We start from the raw sequence: 11751 nt of genomic DNA on the forward strand, positions 1-11751 counted from the left end.
TTCTCAGGAGAAGACAGATGAGCGATTGGCAGAAATCGGACTGGCGCAACAAGCCACGGGTCCAAATGCCGGATTATACGGATGCGGCGGCTCTGGCCGCTGCTGAAGCGCAGCTCTCTGCTTATCCACCTTTAGTGTTTGCAGGCGAAGTGCGCACGTTGAAGGCGCAGCTTGGCGCAGCCGCGCGCGGCGATGCGTTTTTGCTTCAGGGCGGCGATTGCGCCGAAAGCTTTGAGCAGTTCAGTGCTGACGGGATTCGCGACACATTCAAAGTGATGCTGCAAATGGCGATGGTTCTGACCTATGGCGCGAAAGTGCCCGTCGTCAAAGTTGGCCGCATGGCAGGTCAATTCGCTAAACCGCGCTCTGCAAATACAGAGACAGTTGATGGCGTGGAGCTGCCCAGCTACCGCGGCGACATCATCAATGAGCTGGCCTTCACGCCAGAGGCCCGCATTCCAGATCCCAAAAAGATGCTGCAAGCCTACACGCAAGCGGCTGCAACACTGAACCTTTTGCGCGCGTTTTCGACAGGCGGCTATGCCGACGTGCATCAAGTCCATGCTTGGACGCTTGGCTTTACAGCTGGTGAGCAGGCGGCAGAATATCGTGAACTTGCCAACCGCATCGGCGATGCACTTGATTTCATGAAAGCCGCAGGCCTTGATAGCGATCAAGAGCCGTCGCTAAAGACAGTGGATTTCTTCACCTCTCATGAATCGCTTTTGCTGGAATATGAAGAGGCGTTGACGCGTCTTGATAGCACTTCTGGCAAGTGGCTCGCTGGGTCTGGTCATATGATCTGGATTGGCGATCGGACACGTCAGCCGGATGGCGCGCATGTCGAGTTTGCACGCGGTGTCCAAAACCCGATCGGTTTGAAATGTGGTCCTACAACCACCGCTGATGATCTTAAGGTTTTGATGAACAAACTGAACCCAGAGAACGAGCAGGGCCGTTTGACCCTGATCGCACGTTTTGGTGCAGGCAATGTGGGTGAACATCTGCCACGGTTGATCAAAGCGGTTCAGGAAGAAGGTGCAGAAGTTCTGTGGACCTGTGATCCGATGCACGGCAACACGATCAAGTCTGCCTCTGGCTACAAAACCCGTCCATTCGAAAGCGTGTTGCGCGAAGTGCGCGACTTCTTTGGTGTTCATAGCGCCGAAGGCACGATCCCGGGCGGTGTGCATTTTGAAATGACGGGTCAGGATGTGACAGAATGCACAGGCGGCGTGCGCGCGGTGAGTGATGAGGATTTGTCTGATCGCTATCACACCGCATGTGATCCGCGCTTGAACGCCAGCCAATCGCTTGAGTTGGCCTTCTTGGTTGCAGAAGAATTGTCAGCGCGGCGCACCTCGGCGCAGGCAAAAGCTGGCTAACCGGGCTTAAATGACAAACGAAAAAACGCCTCGCTTACGCGGGGCGTTTTTATTTGGTGGGTCGTGATTGCGCTTGGATAGCGCAAACCACATTGATTGCGCCGAGCGTGGCGCTTTGCTTACGCGTTACTTACCACAAGTCTAAGGCCAGAGCGCGCGGCTTGCTCTGTCGTCTTTGCCTCTTGCGAGGGGGCGCGCCGCTTTGAGCGAAACGAAACCGGTGCCTCGCAAAACGCAAATTCACGTGCAGGCTTTTCGATGACTTTCGGGGAAAACGGTACGTGCGGACCTGTTGGAATTGGCTCTTCACCGCTGATTTCCGTGCGATGAATGGACGTGATTTTGAACCTGCGCGGTGCTTTGTCGAGCCCGCCAAGCACATCCAGACATCCGACCAATCTCGTGACGTGGCCCTGCTCGTCGCTCAAGGGCAGCAGGACCATTCGCGCGCGCAGGGGCTTGCGTCCAAAACCGCGCCGCGCGCTGAGTTCGATGGTCACCATCGCAGGGCTTGTAAATAGATCACGTGTCGCTTCGGACAGGCTATCGCGTGACATCGGATCAAAGAACGCTGTGATTGGCATTCCACGTACGTCCATGCCGAGCGCGTCATTCATGACAGAACCCGCAACGCGAACGCGCGCAACGCTTGGCGCAACTTTTTCTGCGATAAAAGTGCAGGCCAGCGTTTGCTCGATCCCGCGCGGGTCAAATTCGCTCCGAGCGGGCATCATGCGCACGCCGCGCAAGGCGTCCCAGTAGGTGTTTAGATCGCGGCAGGCTTTGAAACTGTTGGGCGCAGTGTCATGCAGGCGCCGATCCAAAGAAATCACATTGCTGTTGTCACTGCTGTCGCCATTGCGGACCGGACGGGGGCTATCTGTTTTCACGCGATCAACTACCTTTTACTGCGTTAAGATGCGGCTCTGCCTTTGGGGGCTGAAGACTTGCATCTTGGTTAAACATAAATGAACGAAGGTTACTGAGGGATTAATAGCGTAAGTTAAGTGAAAAATTGAGACAATTGTGCAGGATTGGTTAACCGCTCGTGTAAAGAGGGCTGAGTTTGAGCGCTCTTAAACTTGCACGCCCGCGCGCATTTGGCTTAGGTGCACCCATCAAACAACAAAAGAGAGAGACGCATGCTCACATCCATGACAGGCTTTGCCGCGCGCACAGGCGGTGCAGATGGGTTTTCCTGGAGCTGGGAGTTGCGCTCGGTCAATGGCAAAGGCTTTGATCTGCGTATTCGCATGCCCGAATGGCTGGGCGCGATGGAAGCTGAATTGCGCAAACAAGTCGGTGCCAGCGCTGCGCGTGGCTCTATTTCTCTGAACCTTCGTATCGCACGCGAGGCGGGGGACACTGGCATCGAGATCAATGAAGTAGCGCTCTCGCGCATTCTTGAGGCGATCAGCCAGATTGAGGAGCGGGCAGGGGCGACGGGGGTTAATCTGACACCCGCAAGCGCCAGTGATGTGATGAACTTTCGCGGCGTCATGGACGCGCCTCAAAACCGCGAAGCCAGTGAAGACTTGCTCAATGCGCTGCGCGCAGACATCGCGCCGTTGCTGGCAAGTTTCAACGAAATGCGCGCGGCAGAAGGCGCTTCGCTACATGCCGTGCTGAGCCGCCAGCTTGACGAGATTGAAACGCTGACCACTTCCGCGCAGGGTTTGCTTGGGGATCGCGCCGCAGAGATGCGCAGCAACTTTCAAGCGGCGATCGCGCGGGTCATGGACAGTCGCGCAGAGATGGACGAAGCGCGCCTTGCGCAAGAAATTGCGGTCCTTGCGGTGAAATCCGACGTTACCGAAGAAATCGACCGCCTTCATGCTCATATAAGCGCGGCGCGTGATCTACTGACGAGCGGCGCGCCTGTTGGGCGCAAGCTCGACTTTCTGTGCCAGGAATTCAATCGCGAAGCCAATACGCTTTGCTCAAAGGCGCAGAACGCGAAGCTGACGGAAATTGGTCTCGCGCTGAAAGTGCTGATCGATCAAATGCGTGAACAAGTGCAGAATGTGGAGTAACGACAAATGAGTGTAGATCGTCGGGGCCTTTTGATCATCCTTTCCTCGCCCTCGGGCGCTGGTAAATCCACGCTTGCAGGGCGTTTGCGCAAATGGGACGACTCCATCCGGTTTTCTGTGTCATCAACCACGCGCGCACCGCGCGCTGGCGAAGTGGACGGGCAAGACTACAATTTCATCCAAGAAGCCGATTTCAAAAGCGCCGTTAGCGAGAGCGAAATGCTCGAACATGCCCATGTCTTCGGCAACTTCTACGGCTCGCCCAAGGGGCCGGTTGAAGACGCCATAAACGCAGGGCAGGACGTTCTGTTTGACATTGACTGGCAGGGCGCTCAGCAAATCCGCAATTCGGTGCTAGGGCAGCACACTTTGTCGATCTTCCTGCTGCCGCCGTCCATCACCGAGCTGCATCGCCGCCTCGTCAGCCGTGCGCAAGATAGCGAAGAAGTCATCGCGCGCCGTATGTCCAAAAGCTGGGATGAGATTTCTCATTGGGATGGCTATGACTTTGTGCTGGTCAATGATGATCTGGATGCCACAGAAGAGCAGCTAAAAACAATCATAACAGCAACGCGCCTGCGCCGCTCGCAACAACCGGATTTGAACGAGCATGTGCGCGAACTTCAGAGCCAATTCGAGGACATATCATGACGCTTTACACCCTAGGTGATCTGACACCGCAGATTGACGAAAACACATGGATTGCGCCGGATGCGAATGTCATTGGCAATGTTGTGATGGAGGCGGGCGCATCGATCTGGTTCGGCTCTACGCTACGCGGTGACAACGAAGTGATTCATATCGGGGCTGGCACCAATGTGCAGGAAAACACTGTGATGCACACCGATATTGGCTATCCGCTGACGATTGCTGCGGGTTGCACGATTGGTCACAAGGTCATGCTGCATGGCTGCACAATTGGCGAAAATTCTCTGATCGGCATGGGTGCGACGGTTCTGAACGGGGCCAAGATCGGCAAGAACTGCTTGATCGGCGCAGGCGCATTGATCACTGAGGGCAAAGTCATTCCCGATGGATCGCTCGTGATGGGCGCACCGGGGAAAGTCGTGCGTCAAATGGATGATCAAGGCATTGCAGGCCTCAAAGCCTCTGCGCTGCATTACCAAGACAACATGCGCCGGTTTCGCGCGGATCTGAAAGCTCTCTGAATGCCACATGCGGAATTGAAGTATTCCAGCACTTTGAATTTGGACGCCGCGCGCATCTTGGCCCGTATCGAGCAGATCATCCAAAGTCACGATGCGGGGTCTGGAGAATGCAAAGGACGTGCCTATCCTTGCGAGGTGACGCATCATAATCATGTGCTGATCGAGATCGGATTGCTTCCCAAAGCGCATCGCGATGAGACGTTCATGAAAGCGTTACTTAACGACCTTAAACGCTCTCTTGTGCCTTTGATGCCAGATGACGTTTTCTTTTCACTGAGCCTGACATTTTCCAGCACACACTACGTGACTGGCCCAATCGGAGAAATGCGCGATGCGTAATTCCAAAGAAACATTGATCCGCCCTGTGGGCATGCCCGACAGCCTGAGCAGACCCATTGTGACCCCGCTCAGCACTGCGGTTGCCTTTGCATCCAGCACACCTGACGAGCTGGACGCGCAATATGAAGGGCGCGCGCAGGGGTATACTTATGCGCGTGAAGGGCATCCGAATGCGACGGTTCTGGCGCAGCGCATAGATGCGCTTGAAGGGATCACAGGGGGCATCGTGACGGGCTCTGGCATGGGCGCAGTGACAGCGGCGTTGATGGGCACGCTCAGCGCGGGTGATCATATCATCGGCGGCGATCAGCTTTACGGGCGCTCCTTGCGTTTGATGAAAGAGGACTTGCCGCGTTTTGGCATTGAAACCTCACTTGCCGATCCAACCGATGCGGCCGCTTTTGAAAAAGCGATCAAAGCGAACACAAAAGCGGTTCTTGTCGAGGTCGTCTCAAACCCTACTTTGCGCGTTGCGGATATGGACGGCATCGCGCGCCTTTGCGCAGATCGGGGCATCTTGTTGATCGTGGATAATACCTTCACGACGCCGCGCGCTTATAAGCCTTTTGCGCAGGGCGCTGACATTGTTATTCACTCTGTGACCAAGCTACTTGCTGGCCATTCTGACGTCACATTGGGTTATGTCGCCGCCAAAGACCCTGCCGTGCAAAAGAAAATCTATGATTTTTCTGTCACAACAGGCATGACCGCCAGCCCGTTTGACTGCTGGTTGGCTGAGCGTGGGCTTGCAACGTTTGATCTACGCTTCGAGCGTGCGCAAAGCAATGCGCTCGCGCTTGCGGACCATCTGGCCGGGTTGGACGGTGTGAAACGCGTGCTCTATCCAAATCGCGCGGATCACCCTGATCATCAGCGCGCAGCAACGCTGCTTGGCGGGCAGGGCTGCAATATGGTCAGCTTTGAAGTAGAAGGTGGCCGCGCCGCTGCCAACGCTTTGGCGCGCGCTGCCGAAGGTATCGCCTTTGCGCCAACTCTGGGCGATGTTGGAACAACGCTGTCTCATGCGGCCAGTTCTTCGCATAGAGCCTTAACACCAGACGCACGCGAAGCGCTTGGCATGAGCGAAGGGTTCTTTCGGGTTTCCGTTGGCCTAGAGGATAGCGCGGCGCTGAACCAGGTCTTTACGCAAGCGGTACAGGCCGCAACCGCGGTTTGATCCGATGCCCCGTTTGCAAATAGAATCCTTCGTCGAAGCCCTACCGATGCCTGCGCTCTTCGTGGATCAAAAAGAACGCATTTTGGCATCCAACGCCTTGGTTAAAAAGGTTTTGGGCGATGGGCTCGCGGGGCGACACTATATCAATGCGCTACGCCAACCTGCGGTCATTGAAGCCATTGAAAATTGCGCGGCGCTGCATACCGATCAAACAGCGCGTTATTTGGGCAATGATGGCACAAGCGATACGACTTTTCGCGTCCACGCCGCCTTTGTTCATGAGGACTTCCAAGGGGTTCTGGTGACTTTGATTGATATCACGGACATCGAGAAGACCGAGGAGCTGCGCAGCGATTTTGTTGCCAACGTGAGCCATGAGTTGCGCACGCCCTTGACGGCAGTGCTTGGATTTATCGAAACCTTGCAAGGCCCGGCCAAGGATGATCGCGCCGCGAGCGAGCGGTTTCTTGGCATCATGGCTGCTGAAACAGAGCGGATGAACCGTTTGGTCGATGATCTGTTGTCACTTTCCCGGCTCGAAGGTCAAAGACGGTCTCGCCCGACAGAATTGGTACGCCTTGATGCGTTGCTCTCGTCAGTCGAGGACGCGATGGGCAGTTTGGCGGCGAACAGCAAAGCCGATCTAAAGTTCAGCCTTGATGACACGCAAAGCAAATTGCGCGCAGACGGCGATCAGCTGCGTCAGGTCTTTACCAATCTGATAGAAAACGCCCTGAAATATGGCGGCGAGGGTGTCAGCGTCGTGGTGATCCTGCAAGCGCCTGCCTTTGAGCCGCGCCTGCGCAGCGATGGCATTCGGGTGATCATCCGTGACAATGGCGCGGGTTTTGATCCTGTACATATTCCGCGCCTGACCGAGCGGTTCTATAGAATCGATAGTCACAGAAGTCGTGAAATGGGCGGCACGGGCCTTGGCCTCGCGATTGTGAAGCACATAATCAACCGTCATCGTGGTCGTTTGGAAATCAAAAGCGAACAGGGTCAAGGCTCTGAATTTACAGTAATTTTGCCAATTGAAGCGCGTGTTTCCGCCAAGTAATCGCGCTTAAAAATGCGCTGTCATATAACTTTTACAATTCTGTCACAAAAGCTTGTCTCAAGCGCCGTAGTCAACGCCTACGAGATGAAACTAGGAGACAGATATGTCCTTCGTAAAACTTACAGTATCCACGCTCGCGATGAGCGCCCTTGCAACAGCTGCCGTTGCGCGTGATCAGGTTCAGGTTGCTGGCTCTTCCACAGTTCTGCCATACGCATCAATCGTGGCAGAAGCTTTCGGTGAAAACTTCGATTTCCCAACACCTGTTGTTGAATCTGGCGGCTCTTCCGCAGGTCTCAAGCGGTTCTGTGAAGGCGTGGGCGAGAACACGATCGACATCGCAAACGCATCGCGCAAGATTAAGGACAAAGAAGTCAAAGCTTGCGCAGACGCAGGCGTGACAGACATCATTGAGGTTCGCATCGGCTATGACGGCATCGTTTTTGCATCCGAAAAAGGTGGCAACGACTTCGCCTACACACCCTCTGATTGGTTCTTGGCCCTTAGCGACAAAGTCCTTGTTGACGGCGCGTTGGTGGCAAACCCCAACAAGACATGGAACGATGTCAACGCAGAGCTTCCCGCGCAGCCCTTGCAAGCCTTCATCCCAGGCACAAAGCACGGCACACGCGAAGTGTTCGAAGACAAAGTGATCCTCGCTGGCTGTGAAGCTACAGGCGCATTTGATGCGTTCCTTGGCATGGCAACGGGCGACACCGACAAAGCCAAGCATAAAGCGGCTGAGAAAGCCTGCATTTCCTTGCGCACAGATGGTGTGTCTGTCGACATCGACGGCGATTACACAGAAACGCTCGCGCGCATCGAGAGCAACAAAGACGGTATCGGCGTCTTTGGTCTCGCCTTCTATGAGAACAACACTGACAAGCTGCAAGTTGCGACAATGTCCGGCGTTGTTCCTTCCACAGAGAGCATTTCAACAGGTGAATACCCTGTGTCGCGCCCGCTCTACTTCTACGTGAAGAAGGCACACATTGGCGTTGTTCCGGGTCTCAAAGACTTTGCTGAGTTCTTCGTAGCAGAAGAAATCGCAGGCCCAGACGGTCCTTTGGCCGAGTACGGTCTTGTTGCTGATCCTGAATTGGAAAAAACACAAGAAGCGGTTGCGGACGAAGCGGTTCTCGGCGCAAACATGTAAAGCTTGTTTGGCGCGGTGGTCTTGTGAGGATCACCGCGCCAGATTTTTGACGACCCCAAACTTACGTTTCGATCGGAGTTCTTATGTCCGCTTTTTGGCTTACAGCAATCGTGCTGGTATTAGCGGTTATTGGTGTTGCGGTTGGACGCATACGCGCCTTGCAAAGCGCTGGCGGGGATGCTCGCAAGTTGCACTCGCTTCCAAAGTACTACGGAAGCTTTGTGGCTCTGTTGACGCTGGTTCCCGCCTTGTTGATTCTGGTGATCTGGATGCTTGCGCAGCCTTCATTCATTGAAGGAAGCGCGGTTAAATTGATCCCGGCTGAACTGATGCCCGACGAAGGCTCTGTCACGTTGGTGATGAGCGATGTGCGCCGTATCTCGGACGGTTTGTCCGTTGCGGTAGAGCAGGGCGTTCTTAGCGAGGCAGAGGCAACATCAGCCTTGCCAAATGTGCGCGAAACCTTGGGCGGCGTTGGCGTTGCTTTGGGCAATGATGTTGCACCAGAGGTGTTGAAGGCTGCGCAGACCTACCGCGCCGCTGATACAACGGGCTATTTCTGGCGCATGATTGTTGTTCTTGCGATTTCAGCGTTTGGCTTCCTCTTCGGTCTGTCGAAAATCTCGCCAGACTTTCGCGCCCGCAACGCGGTGGAGCGGGTTGTTCTCGCGCTGTTGATGACGGCCGCATCGCTCGCAATTCTCACGACTGTTGGTATCGTTTTGTCGATGCTGTTCGAGACGCGCAATTTCTTTGGGCTGCATAGCTGGACCGACTTCTTCTTTGGCACCACATGGGCGCCGAATTTCCGTGGAGACAGTGAGCTTTCGATCCTGCCGCTGCTTTGGGGCACGATCTATATCTCTATCATCGCGCTGCTGGTGGCTGTGCCCATTGGTCTTTTCGCTGCGATTTACCTCAGCGAATATGCCGGGCCAAAAACGCGCGGCTTTGCCAAGCCGTTGCTGGAAATTCTCGCAGGTATTCCGACGATTGTTTACGGTCTCTTTGCCTTGCTCACCGTCGGCCCTATGTTGCTGCGCACCTTTGGCAGTAACGGATATCTCGGCGTTGAATGGATGAGCGGTGCAACAGCGGTTTTGACCGCAGGTGTTGTGATGGGGATCATGTTGATCCCGTTTGTTTCATCGCTCTCGGATGATATTATCAACGCTGTGCCACAAAGCATGCGCGATGGCTCTCTGGGCCTCGGCGCGACGCAATCGGAAACCATTCGCCAAGTGGTGATCCCAGCCGCGCTGCCCGGCATTGTCGGTGCAATCTTGCTTGCCGCGTCCCGCGCCATTGGCGAGACGATGATCGTGGTGCTTGGGGCAGGGGCGATTGCCAAGTTTTCGCTGAACCCGCTCGAGGCGATGACGACGATCACCACACGTATCGTCAGCCAACTTACAGGGGATGGTGATTTCGCCAGCCCAGAGACGCTGGTGGCCTTTGCCCTTGGCCTGTCGCTGTTCATCCTGACGCTGGGCCTTAACATCTTTGCACTCTACATCGTGCGCAAATATCGTGAGCAATACGAATGACAGATAACGCTAAAACTTCCCTGCTCACGCTCGATGCGCGCACCAAAAAGCGCAACGCAGCCGAGACCCGCTTTCGCTTTTACGGAATCGCTGCAATTGGCGCTGGTTTGGCGGTGCTTGTGCTTTTGCTGGTGACAATCATCGGCAACGGAGTTGGAGCGTTCCAGCAAACCTTTGTGACGCTGAACGTGCCTTTGCTTGAAGCCAAGCTCGATAAAAAGGGTACCCGCGATCTGGAAAAGATCAAGAAAGTGTCCACCTTCGGCTATGCGCCGCTGCTCAAGCAGGCAATGGAAGACGCCGTTACGTCCAACGGGATCGAAACGGACCTGAAAGGCAAAAAACAAGCTGCGCTCTTGTCCAAAAGCGCAGCCGCGACTGTGCGCGATCTTGTGATCAATGATATGTCGCAGATCGGCAAAACGGTTGAGTTTACCTTCCTCGCCAATTCCCGCGTTGATGGCTATCTCAAAGGGCGCGTTAGCCGCGAAAGCATCGCCGATGACAAATCCATCAACGCCGCTCAGCTTGATCTGGTGGACGCGTTGGTCAGTGCTGGTGTGATCGAGAAACGCTTTAACCTTGGCTTTATCATCGGTGCGGACGCTTCTGATGCGCGCCCTGAAGCGGCGGGTATCGGCGTGTCGATGATGGGCAGCCTGTTTATGATGTTGGTGGTTCTTGCGCTTGCTTTGCCCATTGGTGTGGCCGCGTCGATCTATCTTGAGGAATTTGCGCCAAAGAACTGGATCACCGATATTATCGAGGTGAACATTTCCAATCTCGCTGCAGTTCCTTCTATCGTGTTTGGTATCCTCGGCCTTGCGGTCTTCATCAACTATATGCACCTGCCNNTTCGGTATTCTGGGGCTGGCGGTGTTCATCAATTATATGCACCTGCCACAATCCGCGCCGCTGGTTGGTGGCTTGGTCTTAACGCTGATGACGCTACCGACGATCATCATCTCAACCCGTGCCTCGCTGAAATCTGTCCCGCCCAGCATCCGAGATGCGGCGCTGGGGGTTGGCGCGTCCAAGATGCAATCGGTGTTCCACCATGTGCTGCCGCTTGCTGCGCCCGGCATTTTGACTGGCACAATTATTGGACTTGCGCAGGCTTTGGGTGAAACCGCGCCATTGCTGTTGATTGGTATGATCGGCTTTATCGCCAGCAACGCGCCTGACAGCGTGGCCAGCGGCTTGCTTGATCCCAACTCGGCGATGCCTGCGCAAATCTATGAATGGGCCAAACGCGCTGACCCTGCGTTTTATGAACGCGCTTGGGGCGGCATTATTATCCTGCTGGTCTTCCTGATCAGCATGAACACGATTGCGGTCATCCTGCGCCGCCGCTTTGAGCGCCGCTGGTAGGGGCTGACATTATGAAAGATACGACGATGGATAACACAAAAATCTCGGCCAAAGGCGTGCAGGTTTACTACGGCGACAATCACGCGATCAAAGACGTAGACGTTGCGATTGAAGACAAGACCGTAACGGCGTTTATCGGCCCCTCGGGCTGCGGTAAATCAACGTTCCTGCGTTGCCTGAACCGAATGAACGATACGATTGATATTTGCCGCGTCGAAGGGGACATCCTGATTGACGGCGAAGACATCTATGATCGCCGCGTTGATCCTGTGCAGCTTCGCGCCAAGGTGGGCATGGTGTTTCAAAAGCCCAACCCGTTCCCAAAGTCGATCTTTGATAATGTTGCTTATGGCCCGCGTATTCACGGGCTTGCACGCTCCAAAGCTGATCTGGACGAGATCGTTGAAAAATCCCTGCGCAGCGCGGCGATTTGGGACGAGGTTAAGGACCGTTTGCAGGCCCCTGGAACGGGCTTGTCGGGTGGTCAGCAACAACGTCTGTGCATCGCGCGCGC

At 55.1% G+C, this 11751-nt stretch carries 12 protein-coding genes and 1 pseudogene; 12 read left to right on the forward strand and 1 reads right to left on the reverse strand.

The window, feature by feature from the left end; genetic code table 11:
• Positions 1 to 17 precede the first annotated feature (17 nt).
• Entirely contained in the window at positions 18 to 1385 is a 1368-nt protein-coding gene (locus tag ACRBCU_RS07935; protein WP_431364836.1) for a class II 3-deoxy-7-phosphoheptulonate synthase, read from the forward strand.
• Between the two features lie 119 nt (positions 1386 to 1504).
• On the opposite strand, the gene ACRBCU_RS07940 is transcribed toward ACRBCU_RS07935, so the two are convergent.
• Positions 1505 to 2275: a PAS domain-containing protein gene (locus ACRBCU_RS07940; RefSeq protein WP_431364837.1), complete on the reverse strand. Its 771-nt coding sequence runs from the start codon at positions 2273 to 2275 to the stop codon at positions 1505 to 1507.
• Positions 2276 to 2527: 252 nt separating this feature from the next.
• Here ACRBCU_RS07940 and ACRBCU_RS07945 point away from each other — a divergent pair, with 252 nt between their 5' ends.
• From ACRBCU_RS07945 to ACRBCU_RS07995, 11 genes and pseudogenes are all read left to right on the forward strand, one after another.
• Complete coding sequence (locus ACRBCU_RS07945; protein WP_431364838.1) at positions 2528 to 3418, forward strand: YicC/YloC family endoribonuclease; 891 nt, start codon at positions 2528 to 2530, stop codon at positions 3416 to 3418.
• A 6-nt stretch (positions 3419 to 3424) separates the two neighbouring features.
• Positions 3425 to 4069 (forward strand): guanylate kinase, encoded by a 645-nt coding sequence (gene gmk, locus ACRBCU_RS07950; protein ID WP_431364839.1) that lies wholly within the window; start codon positions 3425 to 3427, stop codon positions 4067 to 4069.
• The gene (locus ACRBCU_RS07955) at positions 4066 to 4587 is read left to right on the forward strand and encodes a gamma carbonic anhydrase family protein (protein WP_431364840.1); all 522 of its coding nucleotides are present in this window, start codon (positions 4066 to 4068) and stop codon (positions 4585 to 4587) included. Before gmk ends, ACRBCU_RS07955 begins: the two co-directional genes overlap by 4 nt.
• On the forward strand, positions 4588 to 4926 hold the full coding sequence (locus ACRBCU_RS07960) for a hypothetical protein (protein ID WP_431364841.1): 339 nt from the start codon (positions 4588 to 4590) through the stop codon (positions 4924 to 4926). It abuts the gene before it with no gap.
• Positions 4919 to 6103, forward strand: coding sequence for a trans-sulfuration enzyme family protein (locus ACRBCU_RS07965; protein WP_431364842.1), 1185 nt, complete (start codon positions 4919 to 4921; stop codon positions 6101 to 6103). The genes ACRBCU_RS07960 and ACRBCU_RS07965 overlap by 8 nt, the downstream gene beginning before the upstream one ends.
• Positions 6104 to 6107: 4 nt before the next feature.
• On the forward strand, positions 6108 to 7163 hold the full coding sequence (locus ACRBCU_RS07970; protein WP_431364843.1) for an ATP-binding protein: 1056 nt from the start codon (positions 6108 to 6110) through the stop codon (positions 7161 to 7163).
• A 103-nt stretch (positions 7164 to 7266) separates the two neighbouring features.
• Complete coding sequence (locus ACRBCU_RS07975) at positions 7267 to 8319, forward strand: substrate-binding domain-containing protein (protein ID WP_431364844.1); 1053 nt, start codon at positions 7267 to 7269, stop codon at positions 8317 to 8319.
• An 83-nt stretch (positions 8320 to 8402) separates the two neighbouring features.
• The gene (pstC, locus tag ACRBCU_RS07980) at positions 8403 to 9866 is read left to right on the forward strand and encodes a phosphate ABC transporter permease subunit PstC (protein WP_431364845.1); all 1464 of its coding nucleotides are present in this window, start codon (positions 8403 to 8405) and stop codon (positions 9864 to 9866) included.
• Positions 9863 to 10719: DUF3333 domain-containing protein (locus tag ACRBCU_RS07985; RefSeq protein ID WP_431364846.1), on the forward strand; the 857-nt coding region annotated here is incomplete at its 3' end. The genes pstC and ACRBCU_RS07985, both read left to right, overlap by 4 nt.
• 2 nt (positions 10720 to 10721) lie before the next feature.
• Positions 10722 to 11237: pseudogene (locus ACRBCU_RS07990) on the forward strand (PstA family ABC transporter permease); the annotation flags it as partial.
• 26 nt (positions 11238 to 11263) lie between these two features.
• On the forward strand, positions 11264 to 11751 hold a 488-nt coding region (locus tag ACRBCU_RS07995; protein ID WP_431364847.1), incomplete at its 3' end, for a phosphate ABC transporter ATP-binding protein.

The sequence above is a fragment of the Planktotalea sp. genome (assembly GCF_050633725.1).
Classification (GTDB): Bacteria; Pseudomonadota; Alphaproteobacteria; order Rhodobacterales; family Rhodobacteraceae; genus Planktotalea.

What these genes read in the sequence shown, in the direction of transcription:
- ACRBCU_RS07935 (WP_431364836.1), top strand. Translation starts at nt 18, where the DNA reads ATGAGCGATTGGCAGAAATCGGACTGGCGCAACAAGCCACGGGTCCAA.
- ACRBCU_RS07945 (WP_431364838.1), top strand. Translation starts at nt 2,528, where the DNA reads ATGCTCACATCCATGACAGGCTTTGCCGCGCGCACAGGCGGTGCAGAT.
- gmk (WP_431364839.1), top strand. Translation starts at nt 3,425, where the DNA reads ATGAGTGTAGATCGTCGGGGCCTTTTGATCATCCTTTCCTCGCCCTCG.
- ACRBCU_RS07955 (WP_431364840.1), top strand. Translation starts at nt 4,066, where the DNA reads ATGACGCTTTACACCCTAGGTGATCTGACACCGCAGATTGACGAAAAC.
- ACRBCU_RS07960 (WP_431364841.1), top strand. Translation starts at nt 4,588, where the DNA reads ATGCCACATGCGGAATTGAAGTATTCCAGCACTTTGAATTTGGACGCC.
- ACRBCU_RS07965 (WP_431364842.1), top strand. Translation starts at nt 4,919, where the DNA reads ATGCGTAATTCCAAAGAAACATTGATCCGCCCTGTGGGCATGCCCGAC.
- ACRBCU_RS07970 (WP_431364843.1), top strand. Translation starts at nt 6,108, where the DNA reads ATGCCCCGTTTGCAAATAGAATCCTTCGTCGAAGCCCTACCGATGCCT.
- ACRBCU_RS07975 (WP_431364844.1), top strand. Translation starts at nt 7,267, where the DNA reads ATGTCCTTCGTAAAACTTACAGTATCCACGCTCGCGATGAGCGCCCTT.
- pstC (WP_431364845.1), top strand. Translation starts at nt 8,403, where the DNA reads ATGTCCGCTTTTTGGCTTACAGCAATCGTGCTGGTATTAGCGGTTATT.